Origin of the sequence: Fibrobacter sp. UWB7 (assembly GCF_900142945.1) — a bacterium.
GTDB lineage: Bacteria > Fibrobacterota > Fibrobacteria > Fibrobacterales > Fibrobacteraceae > Fibrobacter.
Window position 1 is genome coordinate 1,082,323 of sequence record NZ_FRCO01000001.1, and the last position, 16,965, is coordinate 1,099,287.

A 16,965-nucleotide genomic window follows, 5' to 3' on the forward strand; every position below is an offset into this window, starting at 1 on the left:
CATACGAAAAGCTTTCAAATAATTATATTTCAAGTCAAGGTTCAGGTTGCGAGAATGTCTTACATAGGCTTGATAGAAATCAACATCATCTGTATTGCGGTACTCATCATTACACTGCTGCAGTTCAAGGATAGTATTCTCAGGCATCTCGAAGAACGCATTCTCGGCTTTACCATCATCGACACCATCATTTACATCGTGTTGAGCACAGTAACCAAAATGCTGTACTCGGTTCACGTGCAAAGCGACCTATACACAAGCAACCAAAAGATTTGCGTCATTTACGCCGTCATGTACGCATTGAGCTTGAGTTCTTCGTTGTTGCTTGCCCAGCTGTGGTTCTCCTTCATCTTCCTCCGCATCCGCAAAAGCGTTTACTCTTACAAGCACCTGTTCCCGCTGTTTTCGACTCCGAGTATTATCGGCATATTCATCTGCATCGGCATCAGCATTTACGGATTTACCAACGACTGCCATACGACGTCGCTCCAGTTCAGGCGCCTTTTGCCATTCCTCATCGGGCTGAACTTCATTTACATCATCGCCACCATGGTTCTCGGCATCCAGCACGCCATCGCCCAAAGAAACTCCACGAACCGGAAAGAAGCCTTTTACCTCTCATTTATCGCTCTAGTTCCTAGCGGATCCTGCATTATCCAATATTTTGTCCCGAACATCCCGCTAACCGACCCAATTTTCGCACTCACGCTCCTGCACGTTTACGTCACATTGCTGAAGTACAGAATCACCTCGGACCCGCTCACGGGCGTGAACAACAAGATTCGACTGATCGACTATCTCCAGTACATCACACAGCACCAGGATTCAAGCAAGCGCCTGTTCATCCTCGTCATGGAAGTAGACTTTTTCAAGGATATCATCCGCAACTTCGGTTACGAAATGTCCGACCGCGTCATCGCAGACTTAGCATCGTTCTTCAAGCGCCAATGCAGAGGGCAAAACGCCTTTTTGGCAAGGACCGGCGACAACCAGTTCGCAATTGTCATGGAACGCGATGAAGTTTCTGAAATCGAATCATTCTGCCAAAAGCTCGTGCGCGAATGCGACCGCGACAGCATGCAATCCGACATGATGACCACGTGGAAAATTTCGTTCAGCCTGCATTACGCTGAAATTTCAAACATTTCCACAAGCAATATTTCTCAGATTTTCGCCGAAGCCAAGAAGAACTGCTACAAGCCCGAAACTCCGGCACCGAAGGATTAAAACAAGCACGTCATTCCGAGTCCGTTAGGACGATATAGAATTGTTAGCAACTTGTTGCTTTACAATTCTTAGGTTCGAAGGAGCAGAATCCAGTCATTTCTTGAAACTAGACTTTACTGGATGGGGGCAAGCCCCATGACGAGTGAAGCGGTGAATGTCAAACTACGGGATTCTCACGAATCTGGTGTTCGCGAGGACGAGTTCAAGCAGAATAAGGAGCGCCCCGACCAAAAGCCACGGGTAGAATTTTTCGGCATAGCGGGCGTAAGCAATCGTTTCGATTTCCGTCTTTTCGAGTTCATCGATTTCAGAGTAAATCTTTTCGAGCTCAGCCTTGTTTTCGGCTCGGTAGAAACGACCACCCGTCTTTGAAGCAATCGCCTTGAGCACGTCTTCGTCGATGCCTTCTTCGGGCGTAATGTCGCGTTCGCCCCAGGAGATTTCACCCGTCCACGGGTTCTGCTGGAACGAAAGGATCTTGCCGGACTTTTTGCCGACACCGACAGTATAGACCTTCACACCCAGGGACTTCGCCACTTCGGCGGCACGCAACGGCGGGACGACACTAGCGTTATCACGACCATCGGTCAAAAGAATCACGACACGGGACTTGGCATCGGACATCTTGAGCCTTGCGAGGGCGTTCATCAAGCCATCGCCAATAGCGGTCCTGTTATTCACAAGCGTATCGCGAGCGAGGTCATCACTAGCCTTCAAGATTTCGAGCAGGGAACCGTAATCCATTGTAAGCGGGCACTGCGTAAACGAACGAGCGCCAAAAGCCGAAAGCCCTATTCGGTCGCTATGGCGTTTGCCAATGAATTCGGCAATCACGTCCTGCGCGTAACCAAGGCGGCTGTATTTCCAATATTCACCTTTTTTCAAGATGCGTTCGGCGTTCATCACACCAAGCTTTGCCTGTTCGGTACGGGTAAGCATGTCGAGCGTCCCCATAGACCCCGAGACGTCAAGCGCAAGCATGATATCGACACCATCCGTCGAAGTGTATTCGACTTCCATCGCGTTCTGCGGGCGAGCAAGTGCCACCACAAAGCAAATGAGGGCTGCCAAACGGAGCGCAGGGACGATATGCCTAAACTTCACACGACGGCTCGGCACAGCCTTCTTTGCAAGCGCTAGTGCCGGGAACTTGATTGTACTCTTGCGACGCTGCTGGCGGTAAACATAAAGCGCAATCAACAGCGGAACAAACAACAACAGCCAAAAGGCTTCGGGATTTTGAAAATGAAGGGCTCCAATATCCATTTCAGCTCCAAAATAACGAAAAACGGTAAATTACACGCAAGAATATACAATTTAGTGGCTGTAGAAACTTGTGTTTTGGAGATTTTTTAAATAATAAAAGGCGTGTGGTTACTGGTCATTAGTCAATGGTCAATAGCCATTGGTCAAACTACAGCACCAGCATGAGTCCGTCGACGCCGAGCACAGTGAGGCAAGAGACAGCAGCAACAGTCACGAGTCCACCACCGAAGAGCGAAGCGACCACTGCAGCAAGGAGCGCACAGGCGCCCGTCAAGCGGCTATCCGTCGCAAAGAAGATTGCAGGCACGGTCATAGCGCTGAGCACGGTATAGGGCACGTAAGCGAGGAACGAGCTCCAGAACACGCTCTTGAGCTTTTTACGGAGCAAAATGAACGGTACCGCACGCAAGAATAGCGTCACGCCAGCCATCACGAGCAAGTAAATCAGGTAGGTCTGCATGTCGATATTCATTTGGCAACCTCGTCATCTGCATTGACGTTTTGCATCGGGAAGAGCCATGCCGCAATAAAGGACGCCACAAGTGCGCAAATGATAATTGCAAAACCGACTGACACGCCGCTCAGCGGCGGGAAGAACTTGAATGCGCAACTGAGCGCCACAGCAATCACGACCGCAAAAACCGTTGGGCCATGCACCTTCATCTGCGGTACAACAATCGCGACAAACATGCCATAAAGCGCAACGCCAAGGGCATTAGTCACCATTGCCGGGAGAATTTCACCGCAAATCGCACCGACCAACGTTCCAAGCGACCAGCCAATGTAAGGGAGCGTCGAAAGCCCAAGGAAGTATATCGGCGTCACACGCTTCTGCGACATCGCCACCGCAAAAATCTCGTCCGTGATGCCCGTCGCGAGCAAAAGGCGCTTCACCGTACCAAAATCCGGCGAAACCTTCTGGGAAAGTGAAATTGCCATCAGCGAATAGCGGAGGTTGATAAAAAACGTTGCAAGCGCCATCTCAATAAACGTGCCGGCAGCATCCGCCATGATCTGGAGCCCAGCAAACTGACCAGCCGAGGTCAAGTTCGTCATGGATATAAGTGTCACAAGCGGCCACGAAAAGATCTTCGAGCCTGCGATACCAAAAGAGAACGAAACGGCAAAGTAACCAAGCCCAATCGGGGAACCGTCTTTTAAGCCCTTCAAATAACTCATGGGCGCAAAGATAGCATTTTTAAGAGACTTTGGGGTAATTTATGCAAATATTTAAATACATGCAATTTTAGTAGGAAGAAACCCAAAGCATAAAAAAGCCCGCAGCGTTAAGCCGCGGGTCCAACATTCTTGAACGTTCAACAACTAGTTTTCGCCGTTGCGCATTTCAGTCTGTTCACGGTCCATCGTGTGCTGCAAGTATTCCTTGAAGTCACGATCGATGTTCACACCGTCGAAGTCGATGTCGTCGTTTTCCAACACGAACACGGCGCTCGGGTTATCGAGCCAGCCCACAATGTCCACGTCTTCCAACTTCATGGACTTGTCGCCAGCCTTCTGGGCAACGTATTCAACCTTGGACTTCGGAACCCAGCCCTGACCGCAGGCGCCCTTCACGAGGACTTCGGTATCACCTTCTTTCAACACGGTCATTTCGTCATTGAAGCTAGCCGTGCAAACAACGGAGCCACCATCTTTTTCTTTGGTGAGTTCCACATCGCCCAGCTTGGACTTAACCTTCTTGGCTGCAAAGGAAGAGGCAACCAACAAAGCGAAGGCGACAAACATAATTTTTTTCATCATTTTCATAGCGAATCCTCAAAACAAGGGAAATATTCAACAATGCAATACGAATATACCTTTTATTTTGCCAATCCGTTGCATTTTCTTTTAAATTTTTACGCAATGAAGAAGATTTTTTCAATTATCGCTATTATCCTCGTTCTAACCGCCGGTTTCGCGTATTTCCACGTAAATCAACGGTTGAGCGCCGTTTCACTCAACGAAAATACCGTCATTTTGGAGATTCCAAAGGGCAGTTCCCCAACAAAAGTTTTACAAATTTTACAAGAAAAAGGGGTCTGGACAGACGACCTGGCGTACACTTTGTGGTGCAAAATTAACAAACCGTCCCTCAAAGCAGGCTGGTACGAGGTCCCCGCCCACCAGACGCTCGATGAACTCGCCGAACTGTTTCAAAGTGGCAAAAGCGCCGTCCGCAAGGTGACCATCCCCGAAGGTAGAGCCTCCTGGGAGATCCCCGCCTACATCAAAAAGAGCTTCCCGAACCTCGACACCTCCCGTTGGAACAAACTAGTCCAGGACCCGAAGTTCGCCCACTCGCTCGGCATCGAAGGGAACTCGCTTGAAGGCTACCTCTTGCCGGACACCTACCCGTTTGCCATCAACTCCGACGAAGAGTCCATACTGCGACAGATGGTCGCCGCCAACTTCAAAGTCCGCGACGAAATGAAACAGCGTAAAGGCTCCAAGTGGGAAACGCTTGGCAACTGGCACCGCGTGTTGACGCTCGCCAGCGTGGTCGAAGAAGAAACGGGCATCCCGGATGAACGTCCGCTCATCGCTGGAGTTTTCCATAACAGGCTCCGCATCGGCATGCCTCTCGGAGCAGACCCGACCGTGCGGTTCATCTTCAAAAACTTGACCGGACCTATCTACAAGAGCCAGTTGAATAGCGACAGCCCCTACAACACCCGCAAATTCCCGGGACTCATGCCGGGACCGATTTCCAATCCGGGACGCAAGGCAATCGAAGCAACGCTCTTCCCCGACAAGACCGAAGCACTTTACTTTGTTGCAAAAGACGACGGTTCGCACACGCATTTCTTTAGCACGAACCTCGCCGACCACAACAAGTATAAAGATGTCGCCGCTAAGAACCGCGGCGAGAAAAAATAATTAGACGAGAGACGAAAGACGAGAGAATAAAGAAATCATAAATCATCCCTCTCTAGTCTCTCGTCTGCCGTCCGCTTTAGCGGACGTTCTTTCGTCTAAAAAAGATTGTAATCACCGATTCGTATAAAGTATCGGTATTCTTTAAAGCGTTTGACATCGCTAAAATTGTCCGTATCCACAATACGGTTTAACCCAGCATAAACCGTAAATGAACGATACTTATAGCGGAGCGCCGGTTCAAAAACAAACTTATTAGAATTCAGCTTTGCAGTCGCCTTGTCTTCGAAATCATGGATATAGGCGAACGAAAGCCAAGCTCCAAAACCGTAACGGTGTACGCCACCATTTAGACGAAGCATCGCATAGCCATGCGTTGCAAGCTCAGGGTCCTGCCAATCCTCGGACCACGGCGTTGCCGCCACATGCAGGCGATAACGGTCTTCCATAGCCGTATTATCAAAGTTCTTCGGGAACTTAAAATGTCCATCGCGGTAAGCATCAAAGCCCATCGCCGCACCAACCGTTACAGAAGTATTCGATGTCGGAGAATAGGAATACCGACCGTCAAAAGAATAAGTGCCGTAAATCGGACCTCTCTGGTGGAACCCGACACCAATCAAGTTCAAGCCCAAATAAGCATTTGCAGCAAAGCCCTTAGACGCAAACCAGTCGTCATCGACGCCACTCAACAAGGAATAGTGAACGCTCTGCGTTACAGGAGTCGTCTCATAATTGCTGCTTGTGTTGACATATTCATCATCAAAGAAATCGACTTCTGGCACAGCACTTGGGGCAAGTTCGAATTCGCGATTGCCAAACAGGAACTTGACCTCAACGGATTGCATATCGTCGAATGCATACCTTGCCGACAAAAAAAGGTCATTGCGCTTTTCGTATTCAATGCGATTTTCTTCAGGGATATTGTCTTTTTCGAAAGTCTTCAAAAAGCGCAAATCCATCAAGTCATAACCAAAGCTGAACTTCCAACGGTGACTGATCAAATTCGACAATTCCAAACGCGGACGGAATCCATAAGAAGACATGCCGTAAAAGCCTGCCAACTTCAAATTTATTTCCATCTGGTTCACGTAATTCAGAGAAATCTCACCATAGGCATTTGCACCAATCACGTTAGAGCCAAAGCCGCCAGCCGCCACATCGACAGTCGGATGCACGCCCACATCAATCAGCAAGTCCCCATCGGGCTGCATATTGAACGAAACGGTGTCATACGGCACTTTAGAGGCAATGGCATAGGCAAAATTTTTCGGAGCCACAAAACCCGTATCTTTGGGATTCCAATAAGACGCCACAGACGAATGGAGCTCCGCCGAAAGACTATCAAAAACCGGGTTAAATTCAAACCACGCATCGGACTTTTGCTTTTCGGAATATTCGCGACGCCCATCGACCACAGGGATGATTTCACGCAGACCATGTTCCACCGCCGTGAAGCCAGCCTGAATCATGGACTTGCGGGATGTATCCCGAATAGAATGCGGCCTCACAAAAATGCCCTGATCGACCAACTTCGACAAGATGTTCTTCTTAAGCGTTCGCGTTTCCACGTTTCCATCAAGTTCAAAACGCACCGGGTCGGAAACAACAATCAGCGATGCCTCTTGCGGATTCTTGGACAACGGAAGTGCAAGGTACGGACAAAGTTCACCAGACTTTTCGTTCCCTGCAATCGGAAGCGATGCTACGATATCAGCGTATGACGGATTTTCAATGAGGCTATCGCAAGTGGAAAGCGTAAAGGGAATACGGTAAGTACCACGCTGGCGGTATAATGATTCTTCAAAGCGAAGGCGCGAAAGAGAGCGCTCAATAGAGGCGGTATCGGGCACAAGCGCATGCATGCTGCGATAGACATTCCCTGCCGTATCCGCATAGAACGAGAACCTTTGACGAAGCGACGGAATCCCCTCCACAGAAATTGGGAGGCTAAAAGCATCGTGTTCCGTTTTATCATGAATCGTATTCACGCCAACAAATTCGGCGATCGTAGAATCCATCATCAAGCGCTGGATATCGTCAATCGAGACACCGAGCGACCAAAGTGCACCCATCCAGGCGCCCCACGAAGTGGCGACAATGGAATCCACGGGAATCTTGTATTCTTCCAAAGCGTACAAAGCGCCCAAATGGAACCATGGCGAACGCTCGCCACCGCCGAGATAAAGCACAGACTTGGTCTTCTTGGCCTGCAGCGAATCGGGAACAAGCTGCATAGCGCTCAAAAGCGTTTCATCAGCGGAATGTGCCGCCTCTACAGGCGCCACGTAAACAGAGGCGATCGCCGCCGTCAAAAGGAGCGTTTTTTTAAGCCAGCCGAGCGGGGTTGGAAACATACCGACCTGCCTCTGCGGCTGTCACATAGTTAGAGCGAACCAGTTCCGCCAAGCAATCATCCATCAAAAGCATGCCTTCGGAAGCAGAGGACGCCATCACGGACGGAAGTTTGAACTGTTCACCGCTGCGAATGTAAGCAGCCACGTTTTGCGTGTTAAAAAGGATTTCCCAAGCAGAAACGGCTCCACCACCTTCTGCAGCTGCGGGCAAGAGTCTCTGCACGACAACCGCCTTGAGAGCGGCCGCAAGCATCGTACGGACAAGGTCTCGATTTTCGGGAGTGGCAGCGGAAAGGAGAGCATCGACAACGCCAACGGCGTTACCCGCCGTCACGTTCATGACCACCAAGGCGCCCGATTCTGCGGCACGCAAAATGGAAATCAACGACGAGCCGTCAAAATCGCCAAGCCAGAAAAGGTCCGTTCCGCTACGGAGGCCCTGTTCCAGCTTTTCGGAGGTCGAGCCGACCGTATTCACAAGCTTTAAGCTTTCACCCGTTTTCACAGGCAGTTCACGGCTTTCATCCAAATCGCAGAACCGCAAAATGCCAGAACTACACAAAGCCGAAACATAAGACGTCGCCGAGACCGTTTTTCCAGAGCACGCTGGCCCTGCAAAAATCACGAGACCGGAACTGAGACCGAGCAAGCTATCAAGCGAGGCGGGTGCGCCAAGCGCTGTAAATTCCGGGCATTCGGCCATGAGCGGGCGGAAAATTGCCGCATTGCCAAGCGCTTCGCGGAAGTACTTTACGCGCCACTTGGAGTTCACCCAAGGGCCACCGACAAACGTACCCGACTCGCCATCGAGCGCGCCTAAAAACTCAAGCAGAGAACCAAACGGGAGTGCTGTAGATTCGGGGACCGCACAGACGCGGCCTGCAAAGCGGACCGCCGAAGGAGCTCCCTCGGTCACAATCAATTCGCTCGCCCCGATATTCAAGGCGTATTCCAAAAGAGATTCAATTTCTGATGCCATGATGAACCTCGCTAAACCTTGCGGTAAGACGCAAAACGGCGGCTGTCGTTTGCACGTTTCCAGGCTTCATTGCCTTCGATGTAACCGGATTCTACGCACATCTGCAAAGAATCGTCGAGCGTAATGCCTTGATCTTTCTGGTTGCTAATCGCAGACAGAATCTGCGACACATCGCACTTGCGGATCATGCCCGCAATCGTCGACGTGACCTTCATTGCTTCAGTCGCCAGCACAAGTCCCTGATTTTGCACTGCAGGAATCAAGTGCTGCACGATAACGCCCTTGAGCTGTTCAGCAAGAGAGCACGCAAAGGCGGCTCGGTTCTCGCTCGGCACGGACATGAGGAGGCGCGAAAGAAGCGCGTTGATATTATTGCCGCTTGCGACAGCAAACACGAGAGCACCCGCGTTCGAAGCCTGCATGAGCAGGGAAAGTTCTTCCATCGTTTCGAGATGGTCAAAGAGAATCACATCGGCGCCGGTGCGGATGGCGAGTTCGATGCCTGCGGCACCGGAGCGCACATGCAAACCCACTTCGCGTTGGGCAATGGAGCCGTTCGGATTCTGGAGCAAGCGTTCAATCGGCTTTTCGACAGTCTGGATGAACACCTGACGATTCGCAGCAATGCACTCGGCAAAGGCGGTCATCGTCGTGGAGCGGCCGCTCGACGACGGGCCCGCAATGAGCACAAGCCCGCTATTGAGCGTCGCAAACTGCATGCTGAATTCGGGCAAGTAAAGATTTTCAAGTGCAGCCGATTCCATCGGAATGATGCGGATAGAAATGCTCGGCGTGACATCGTTCCACGTCACAGAAATGCGGGCACGACCGGCACCGGGGAGGCCCATTGTCTTACTGAAATTGCGACCGACCACAATCTTGTAGCCGTCTGCAAAGCCTTCAGCGGCTTCGGTCAGGCGGTCCATCAAGTGCGTTTTTTCAAGCACTTTCTCAGACGCAATAAAGAGCTTGCCGGACTGGCGCATGGTAATCTGGCGGTCGGCGTAAAGGTAAACGTCCGTGACGTTAAACTTGCGAGCGTAAGCAATAATTTTTGCAAGCGGTGTAATCGGGTGCAAAACATCAGGAGATTCGACAGCTTCGCCTTCGCCGGTAGCAACGGCGAACTGCGACGGAAGTTCTTCGGTCGCAGTTTCTTCGGCGGGCGTTTCGCTTTCGACCGGAACCTGCACGCTTGCCATGCTCGTCGTTTCGAGACCTTCGACCTTTTCGATAACGACCGTCGAAGAAGAGGCTTCACCGTAAAGGCTGCTGTTGCCTTCAATCTTTATGGCTGGTTCTTCCGCCGGCTGCGGAGCAGGCGCGGCAGAAACTGCTGGAGCGGGCTGCACAGGAGGCGCAGAATGCGTCGGAGACGAAGGTTGCGCTGGCGCAGATGCGGAATGCGCGGGAGCTGCGGCAGACGCAGGTGCCGCGGGCTTTTCAACAGGCTTTTCAGCAGGCTTCGCGCTTTTCGCTTCGAGGTTCTTCACAAATGCGAGAACCTTATCGTACATGGACTGTTTCAAGATTCCCGCACGAACAAGAACCTGACCGATATCCATCGAGTCGGAGATTTCGCCCCAGTGAGCCTTGACCTGGTCCTCGGACACAACCTTGTTGTGCACAAGAACCTTTGCCATGTACTGATTCCTCATAAGAAATCCCTCCGACTAAACCACCAACTTGCGATGGCCAAAAACACACCGATATAACCGAGTGCATACACACTGTTCCAGAACACATACATGTCCGGGAGTGCCACACCATGCACCACATAGTTCGTCACGTTAAAGCGATAAAGTCCAGGGAAAACAGCGTGAATCACGACCGCCGCCTTTTCAAGAATGGCAGAAGAGGCGCCCTGCAATTCGCCCATGCGGCTTGCAAACCTGACCTGTTCCAAGAGTTGGTCGCTCAAGTGACCCGCAAAATAGACGCCAAGCGTAAAGAGAGCCGAGAGCACCGTGCTACTGAAGCTGCTGAATAGGAGTGCGACCGCAATTACGACCGCCATCTCGCAGAAGATGAGATAGATTGCCGTCAGGAGGCTCACCGTCGGGCTAGAATTTGTAATCCACAGAATCGCATAATAGATTCCCGTGAGGAGCACGAGATGCACAGCGACAACCGCCAAAAGCCCAAAGTACTTGCCCACGATAAAAGCGGCACGGCTGATGGGCTTTGACAAAAGCGTGAGCACCGTGCGCCGCTGGATTTCCTTTTGCACAAGGCTAATGCCCACGAAGATGGAAATCAAAAGGCCCGAAAGGCTCATCACCGAAAGCGTCGTGGACTTGATGACGTAAGCGCGGTCAAACACCGACCACTCGCCAAGCACAATGCTAAAAAGCGTAAGTGCAATCGCCAAAAAGCCAATGTTATAAAGAATCTTGTCGCGAATGGATTCGCGGAACGTATTGAGGGCAATAATGCCGATATGCTTAAGCGTCTGCACGGGCAATTTCCTCCGTCAAAATATCTTCGAGACTCGGACGCTTGTGGTCCATCTTTTCTACGGCAATCCCGTTCGAGAGGCAGAAGCCGAGCAAACGGTCGCGGGCGACATCGTCGGCGCAGATGTATTCTTGCGGGTGACCCGTTGCAGAAACACCGCGAGGCAAGTCCGCTTCCAAAATAGCCTGGCGCGTCCGCACATGATATTCCACACCGCAGGATTCCGTGATTTCATCGACAGTTCCTTCGCGGACAATCTTGCCATCGACAATCATCGCCACGCGGTGGCTGATGCTTTCCACGTCGCTCAATAAATGGCTCGAATAGAAAATCGTCACACCATCGCGGTTGAGCTGCTGGATAGCCTCGCGCACGTCACGGCGCCCCATCGGGTCAAGACCGCTCATCGGTTCGTCGAGAATCAAAAGCTTCGGCTTTCCAAGAATCGCCTGTGCAATGCCGACGCGCTGCATCATGCCTTTGGAATACGAACGCAAGCGGCGGTCGATCCAGTCCTTGTTCGCGTGCAAAAGTTCAAGCGCCCAGCCAATGCGGGATTCGAGTTCCGCACCCTTGAGGCCCACGAGCTTTCCGTAAAAACGCAAAAGTTCACGACCCGAGAGGTAATCGTAAAAATACGGCTGTTCCGGAGAATAACCAATATACTGACGGCTCTTCACATCACGCGGGCTGATGCCGTTCACAAGCACCTTGCCCGAATCAAAATTCAAAAGCCCCGTCAAAACCTTAATCGTTGTAGACTTGCCAGCGCCGTTAGGCCCAATAAATCCATACACCTTGCCCGCTTCGACTTTGAAGCTCACGTCCTTGAGCGCAAGCTTCGGCTTCATCGTAAAGCCACTGCGGTACGTCTTGTGCAGGTGTTCAATTTCAATCATCAAATCACTCATACACGCAATCACTTGTTAGAATTTTCGTCGGAATCGCTAGTTGCATCTTCGCTAGACGCATCATCATCGGAATCACCGAGACCAGCCGCCTTGTAGGATTCTTCTATTTCTCGACGGCGACGGTCCGCCTTCTCTTTCTTGTTGATGAAAAAGTAAATGACGGCACCGACCAAATACACGACAATGCCCGAATAGAAAATCGGGTTGATAGATCTGCCCTCAAGACCGGGGAAAATGTTCAAAATAATCTCGTGACCAAAAAGCGAAAGCAGCACCAAGATAAAACCGAGCGCCCTAAGCACATGAGTGACAATCACTATTTTTTGCATTGCAAACCTCTAAACAACGCCGTACAACCCGCACGGCATTCACATTTTGAATATATGTATTTATAGATGAAAAAGGCGAGCTAAATCGCGAATATCGTGCGATTTTAAGCGAAATACACGCAAAAAAGGCCTTGCGGCGGGATGCCACAGGACCTTCTTGTTATGATTCAGCTAAGAGGATTGTGTTTTAGCGCATTGCGGGCGCTGTAGTTATTTCGCCTTGACGCAACGGACGGAGGCGGCGATGGTCTTGTTGTAATGTTCGTACGTTACTTTGTCCTGTACGCGGACCATCACGGCGCGGGATTCGTCGAATGCATCAGCAGTCCAGAAGCTTGCACTCACGTTTTCGTCGGCAAACTTGCCATCGTAATAGCGGAAGCCATCCTTGCCAATGTTGAGCGCCTTGAGGTCAGCCTTTTCAAAGTCTGCCTGTTTCGGGAGTTCCCAGCCTGTGGGGCATGCGTCATTGGCGGATTTCCAGTCATAGAGGCGGCCATACTTTTTGCAGTTGTCGAGGTTATTGCCGTAGCAGTAACTGGAATCAAAATTCAGAAGGTTGGCGTTTTCAGCCATCCACACGCGGCCACCCGTTTCGACGGTGGAATAGGTCTGGCCTTGGCATTTGAGCGTCTTGGCGGATTCATCGTAATGGCAGTTTTCGACTTTTTCGCATGCAGTAAATGCAATTGCGGTTACAAAAAGAGCCAATACGGCAACGAACTTGAACTTCATATGTTCAATCTCCTTAAGATTGTTTTTTTGACTTTTTCAAGAGCTCTTTTTTTCGGGCACAAATGTAGATGGAATTAGCCGTTTTGACTAATACTTTCTTTCGATTAGATTCATAATTATTTTTTATAGATCAAGGCCTTTTTATAAGAACAAGATTCTTTTGAATCGTTACATAAAAAGGCGACCCCGGCATTACAGCCGGGGTGACAAAGAGAAAAAACATGAAATCCTTCGACTTCGCTCAGGATGACAGCACTAACCCTTTACATGTATAGCCGAAGCAAATTCTTTGAGTAAGGCCGGGTCGTTGACTTTTTCCCAAAGGGTGCCTGTGACGATGATCTGGGCGCCTGCGGCAACGCGGACGGCCGCAGTCTGCGGGTCCTTGATTCCACCACCAGTGATAATCGTCATTTCAGTTGCCTTGCGAGTGTAAGCAATGTGTTCGACCGGCACAGGTTCTTCTGCACCGCTGCCTGCTTCAAGGTAAACGTAGCGCATGCCCATGAGTTCTGCGGCGATGGAGTTCACCATGCTAAGTTTCGGCTTGTTAGCCGGAACCGGCATCGTGTTGCTGATGTATTCGACAGTTGTGCGTTTGCCACTGTTGATGAGTTGGTAAGCCGTCGGGATAGCTTCCATGTTGAGCGCACGCACGAGAGCGCCACCACGTACCTGTTCGTCAATGAGGTAGTTCGGATTGCGACCGCTCACAAGCGTCATAAAAAGCATGGCATCAAAGCCAGGAACGACCTGAGAAGCGCCACCCGGGAAAAGAATCACCGGCAAGTCGACAGCAGCCTTGAGGGCTGCAACCTGCTTTGGGAGCGTGAAATTGCCGAGGTAAGAACCACCAACCAAAAGCAAGTCTGCACCATTTTCTGCAGCCATCGTGCCAGCCTTGACAAAGGCGGCCTCGTCCGAAGTATCCGGATCCAAGAGCACCGCAAAAAGTGCGCCGCGCTTTTCGATATCAGCATTCAAACGGAGTTCAGTCTTACCAGGTTTCATAACAATTCCTTTTCACACATAATGCGCAAGATAGAGTAAAGATACAATATTTCCTCAAAAAAAGGAGGCAGACCGAAGCCCGCCTCCTCCTTTTCCTCCTCTCTTTTCCTATCCTCCCAAAGCAAATTCACGTCTAGGCAAGGATATCTGATTCTTCTGATGTTACACCTGTCATAACAACCTCCTTTAATTTTTGACGCATCGGATACTTATACGCACATCCGGATCATCGGACACTCGGTAATCATACGGTTTCCAGTTATCCATTGTAAACGACCACACAGACCAAGAACCCGCTTCATCCTGTTGCAAGAATGTCATGTATTCCATAGTGATATCGCCAAATCCAATCTGGTGCAAATACCTAGAGGCATACCATCCAAAGCCCTCATACACCTCAAATTGTTCTCTGCAATCATGGGAATAACATTCACCACTTTCTTTTTCAGCAAAGTAAAACACACGAGACCATTCCTTACGTGTCGGGATATGCCACCCGTCCGGGCAAAGCCCCTGGAAACGTCCATTTTCCATCACAATCGAATCGCCACCAATGACGTCAGAAACAGCGTATCCCGCATAAGTTTCCCAATACGAGGAATCACGCGAATTGATGTATTCTTCAAATTCACCATCGCGGCCCTGATTTTTAACAAAGAAAGCCGAATCAATTCCCAAAACAGGCTGAATAAGCGAATCGCTATACCTCAGGTTTTCAGCAAGCCAGGTATAAGTTGAACCCTCGAAACTGTACGTTACCGTCTTATAGACTTTTCCATCGCGAGCATCCGTCATCGTCCCTTTCGTAATGGAGAAAGCTTCTTCCAGCTGTTCCGGGGTATTCTTATCCAAAATAGTCCACGCTCCCGACACACACGTAATGTCCTTAAATAGCCTGGATTCACACGGGAGTTCCTCGGTATGCCCCTCCAGTTCCGGCGTACATTTTCCAAGCCCATAAAGGGTCGCCAAGAAACCATCCAAAAATGCAGAATTCCCATAACCGGCACTCATACCAGTTCTGAACGAATAAGCACTCGCCGCAAAATAATCCCTTATCGAATCTACCGATGTAAGCGTTCCCGATGTTCCAAAAGCATCCGCGATGATCAAAGGAGAACTTTTCCTCAACCAGCAAATTATAAACGCATTCATATAAAGCATCGCGGTTTCATATTTCGGCTTTTTCAGATAGGAGCCATCGTCGAAAGAAAAGACACCATCCGGCAAGCCCAAGGATTCAAGAATTTCGCGATCCGCTTGTTGCTTTGCAGTCGCAAAGCTCATTCCATGGCGAACAAGGTAACGTAAACGAGATATTTCCAAATAAGTCATGATGTTGATATCAACGCCACCAGAATCCCGCACATCAACGATTGCGCTATAGGTTATGGTGTACTCTCCCCAATTTTCATTATACTCATCGAAAGACCATGTTCCGTCCCATTTCCAATAACCGTCCTCTACATACGGCGCTATTTCAAGCATGACATACGGACTATTCAACGAAACACTGTCAAAACTGAATTCGCCATTATACCCCTGGCACTTGGCATAATAAAACACGCCTGTCGTGTCCAAAGTCACTGAATCCAATTCAGCCATCCTTATGATGGTTCCTTTTTTGGCAGAGATGCTCCACGTACCCATAGCAGAGCTATCGACGACTTCAGAACTTTCAACATTACGCGCAATCAATTTTGCGCTACCCGAGACAAATACATTCGGGAGCAACGCCTGGATGCCTGGTTCCTCAGATGATCCGCCTAAATCGCAAGTTTCTTCGGTGGAACCGCCCAAAGAACAACCGGCAAGCGCTACAGCAAACAACGTAGCGATGGCAATGTTTATTTTATTTAAAAACATGATATCCTCCTAACCCTTTTTAACACTCTTTTTTGTCAACGGAAAGAACTGAACGTTCAGTCGGTAGACCTCGTCCGTTTCGTCATCGCGCGTGGCAATCGCTATGATGCGTTTGCGAAATGCGGCGATTTCTTCAACAATTTCATCGTAGGCAGATTGCGTGATACCGAGCGTGAGGCCAGAAAAATGGCGTTCATCTTGCGGCACACCTTCAATAGCATCAAGAGCAAACTCACCCATCTTGCGATGCATCCCGCGAACTGCCACAGGAGTCACATCCATTGGTCCTGTCGTTACGGATTTTTCAGTCTGTACGTAATTGCCATTTTCGTCTTTTTGCAGCAAATTCGCCTTGACCAGAAAGCTCAGCGATTCGCTGACTTCGGCGGCGGTAATATCCGGTCGGCAAGCTTTAGCAAGCGCAAGCGGTTTTGCCCCCGGCATGGCTGGAGCTAGTTCACGGAGCACCGGATTTTTCCAGCTATTGAAATAGCGGAAGGAATCCCCCTCAAGGATTCTCACCTTGTGGATGTCGGCGATGGCAAGCATTTTGTTGAAAATGGACTTTTTCTCTTCGTCCGTTTTGGCATGGTCGAACTTGACCATTTCGCAAAAATAATCCAGCTCGTAATTTACAAGACCCATCGCGAACGCAACTTGCCCTGCAGTTTCTTCGCTTAAGTTAGAGCGGCCTTCGCTCACGTATTTAAGGAACACTGGCGACGAAAAACCAGCCGCTCGCGTAAAAGTTTGCCAAGTAAACGAGGATTTCGCCTTTTTCTCGGCATAGTAATCCGCGATGTATTGGTGATAGTTTGTGTACTCTAGTACATCCTTCATTGTTTCCTCCAAACAAAACAGCCTCTTGGTCCGAAGACCCGTGTTGTTTCCAATTTGAAATATAGCCTACAAAATTTAAAAAGTCAATAGTTTCATGATAAATAATTCATGTT

General features: G+C 49.9%; 16 protein-coding genes. 2 read left to right on the forward strand and 14 right to left on the reverse strand.

All coding sequences use genetic code 11. The annotated features are described in order from the left end of the window. Window positions 1-54: 54 nt before the first annotated feature. Complete coding sequence (locus BUC30_RS04470) at window positions 55-1,227, forward strand: GGDEF domain-containing protein (protein WP_073423711.1); 1,173 nt, start codon at window positions 55-57, stop codon at window positions 1,225-1,227. Between the two features lie 162 nt (window positions 1,228-1,389). Here BUC30_RS04470 and BUC30_RS04475 read toward each other — a convergent pair whose 3' ends face one another. The 4 genes from BUC30_RS04475 to BUC30_RS04490 all read right to left on the reverse strand — a co-directional run bounded on the left by BUC30_RS04475 (window position 1,390) and on the right by BUC30_RS04490 (window position 4,254). Beyond that, on the reverse strand, window positions 1,390-2,493 hold the full coding sequence (locus BUC30_RS04475) for a vWA domain-containing protein (RefSeq protein ID WP_073423712.1): 1,104 nt from the start codon (window positions 2,491-2,493) through the stop codon (window positions 1,390-1,392). 148 nt (window positions 2,494-2,641) lie between these two features. After that, the gene (locus BUC30_RS04480; protein WP_083555496.1) at window positions 2,642-2,965 is read right to left on the reverse strand and encodes an AzlD domain-containing protein; all 324 of its coding nucleotides are present in this window, start codon (window positions 2,963-2,965) and stop codon (window positions 2,642-2,644) included. Further along, entirely contained in the window at window positions 2,962-3,672 is a 711-nt protein-coding gene (locus tag BUC30_RS04485; RefSeq protein ID WP_073423713.1) for an AzlC family ABC transporter permease, read from the reverse strand. The genes BUC30_RS04480 and BUC30_RS04485 overlap by 4 nt, the downstream gene beginning before the upstream one ends. A gap of 144 nt (window positions 3,673-3,816) precedes the next feature. After that, window positions 3,817-4,254: a hypothetical protein gene (locus tag BUC30_RS04490; protein WP_244536478.1), complete on the reverse strand. Its 438-nt coding sequence runs from the start codon at window positions 4,252-4,254 to the stop codon at window positions 3,817-3,819. 102 nt (window positions 4,255-4,356) lie between these two features. Here BUC30_RS04490 and mltG point away from each other — a divergent pair, with 102 nt between their 5' ends. Further along, a complete protein-coding gene (mltG, locus tag BUC30_RS04495) occupies window positions 4,357-5,370 on the forward strand; it encodes an endolytic transglycosylase MltG (protein WP_244536479.1) in 1,014 nt (337 codons plus the stop codon). 95 nt (window positions 5,371-5,465) lie between these two features. Here mltG and BUC30_RS04500 read toward each other — a convergent pair whose 3' ends face one another. From BUC30_RS04500 to BUC30_RS04545, 10 genes are all read right to left on the reverse strand, one after another. After that, window positions 5,466-7,724: a patatin-like phospholipase family protein gene (locus tag BUC30_RS04500; protein ID WP_073423716.1), complete on the reverse strand. Its 2,259-nt coding sequence runs from the start codon at window positions 7,722-7,724 to the stop codon at window positions 5,466-5,468. Further along, the gene (locus BUC30_RS04505; protein ID WP_073423717.1) at window positions 7,696-8,703 is read right to left on the reverse strand and encodes an ATPase, T2SS/T4P/T4SS family; all 1,008 of its coding nucleotides are present in this window, start codon (window positions 8,701-8,703) and stop codon (window positions 7,696-7,698) included. The genes BUC30_RS04500 and BUC30_RS04505 overlap by 29 nt, the downstream gene beginning before the upstream one ends. A gap of 11 nt (window positions 8,704-8,714) precedes the next feature. Continuing rightward, on the reverse strand, window positions 8,715-10,346 hold the full coding sequence (locus BUC30_RS04510) for a type IV pilus twitching motility protein PilT (RefSeq protein WP_170861498.1): 1,632 nt from the start codon (window positions 10,344-10,346) through the stop codon (window positions 8,715-8,717). Window positions 10,347-10,357: 11 nt separating this feature from the next. Continuing rightward, complete coding sequence (locus BUC30_RS04515) at window positions 10,358-11,161, reverse strand: ABC transporter permease (RefSeq protein WP_073423929.1); 804 nt, start codon at window positions 11,159-11,161, stop codon at window positions 10,358-10,360. Beyond that, on the reverse strand, window positions 11,148-12,059 hold the full coding sequence (locus BUC30_RS04520) for an ABC transporter ATP-binding protein (protein WP_073423719.1): 912 nt from the start codon (window positions 12,057-12,059) through the stop codon (window positions 11,148-11,150). The genes BUC30_RS04515 and BUC30_RS04520 overlap by 14 nt, the downstream gene beginning before the upstream one ends. 20 nt (window positions 12,060-12,079) lie before the next feature. Further along, window positions 12,080-12,400 (reverse strand): hypothetical protein, encoded by a 321-nt coding sequence (locus BUC30_RS04525; RefSeq protein WP_073423720.1) that lies wholly within the window; start codon window positions 12,398-12,400, stop codon window positions 12,080-12,082. A 210-nt stretch (window positions 12,401-12,610) separates the two neighbouring features. Next, entirely contained in the window at window positions 12,611-13,135 is a 525-nt protein-coding gene (locus BUC30_RS04530) for an FISUMP domain-containing protein (RefSeq protein ID WP_073423721.1), read from the reverse strand. Between the two features lie 255 nt (window positions 13,136-13,390). Continuing rightward, window positions 13,391-14,146 (reverse strand): phosphoglycerol geranylgeranyltransferase, encoded by a 756-nt coding sequence (locus tag BUC30_RS04535; RefSeq protein WP_073423722.1) that lies wholly within the window; start codon window positions 14,144-14,146, stop codon window positions 13,391-13,393. Between the two features lie 186 nt (window positions 14,147-14,332). Next, window positions 14,333-16,012: an FISUMP domain-containing protein gene (locus BUC30_RS04540; RefSeq protein ID WP_073423723.1), complete on the reverse strand. Its 1,680-nt coding sequence runs from the start codon at window positions 16,010-16,012 to the stop codon at window positions 14,333-14,335. A 9-nt stretch (window positions 16,013-16,021) separates the two neighbouring features. Then, the gene (locus tag BUC30_RS04545) at window positions 16,022-16,852 is read right to left on the reverse strand and encodes a TIGR02147 family protein (RefSeq protein WP_073423724.1); all 831 of its coding nucleotides are present in this window, start codon (window positions 16,850-16,852) and stop codon (window positions 16,022-16,024) included. Window positions 16,853-16,965 lie beyond the last annotated feature (113 nt).

Coding starts and splice junctions, on each gene's coding strand:
- BUC30_RS04470 (WP_073423711.1), top strand. CDS start 55: ATGTCTTACATAGGCTTGATAGAAATCAACATCATCTGTATTGCGGTA.
- BUC30_RS04475 (WP_073423712.1), bottom strand. CDS start 2,493: ATGGATATTGGAGCCCTTCATTTTCAAAATCCCGAAGCCTTTTGGCTG.
- BUC30_RS04480 (WP_083555496.1), bottom strand. CDS start 2,965: ATGAATATCGACATGCAGACCTACCTGATTTACTTGCTCGTGATGGCT.
- BUC30_RS04485 (WP_073423713.1), bottom strand. CDS start 3,672: ATGAGTTATTTGAAGGGCTTAAAAGACGGTTCCCCGATTGGGCTTGGT.
- BUC30_RS04490 (WP_244536478.1), bottom strand. CDS start 4,254: ATGATGAAAAAAATTATGTTTGTCGCCTTCGCTTTGTTGGTTGCCTCT.
- mltG (WP_244536479.1), top strand. CDS start 4,357: ATGAAGAAGATTTTTTCAATTATCGCTATTATCCTCGTTCTAACCGCC.
- BUC30_RS04500 (WP_073423716.1), bottom strand. CDS start 7,724: ATGTTTCCAACCCCGCTCGGCTGGCTTAAAAAAACGCTCCTTTTGACG.
- BUC30_RS04505 (WP_073423717.1), bottom strand. CDS start 8,703: ATGGCATCAGAAATTGAATCTCTTTTGGAATACGCCTTGAATATCGGG.
- BUC30_RS04510 (WP_170861498.1), bottom strand. CDS start 10,346: ATGGCAAAGGTTCTTGTGCACAACAAGGTTGTGTCCGAGGACCAGGTC.
- BUC30_RS04520 (WP_073423719.1), bottom strand. CDS start 12,059: ATGATTGAAATTGAACACCTGCACAAGACGTACCGCAGTGGCTTTACG.
- BUC30_RS04525 (WP_073423720.1), bottom strand. CDS start 12,400: ATGCAAAAAATAGTGATTGTCACTCATGTGCTTAGGGCGCTCGGTTTT.
- BUC30_RS04530 (WP_073423721.1), bottom strand. CDS start 13,135: ATGAAGTTCAAGTTCGTTGCCGTATTGGCTCTTTTTGTAACCGCAATT.
- BUC30_RS04535 (WP_073423722.1), bottom strand. CDS start 14,146: ATGAAACCTGGTAAGACTGAACTCCGTTTGAATGCTGATATCGAAAAG.
- BUC30_RS04540 (WP_073423723.1), bottom strand. CDS start 16,012: ATGTTTTTAAATAAAATAAACATTGCCATCGCTACGTTGTTTGCTGTA.
- BUC30_RS04545 (WP_073423724.1), bottom strand. CDS start 16,852: ATGAAGGATGTACTAGAGTACACAAACTATCACCAATACATCGCGGAT.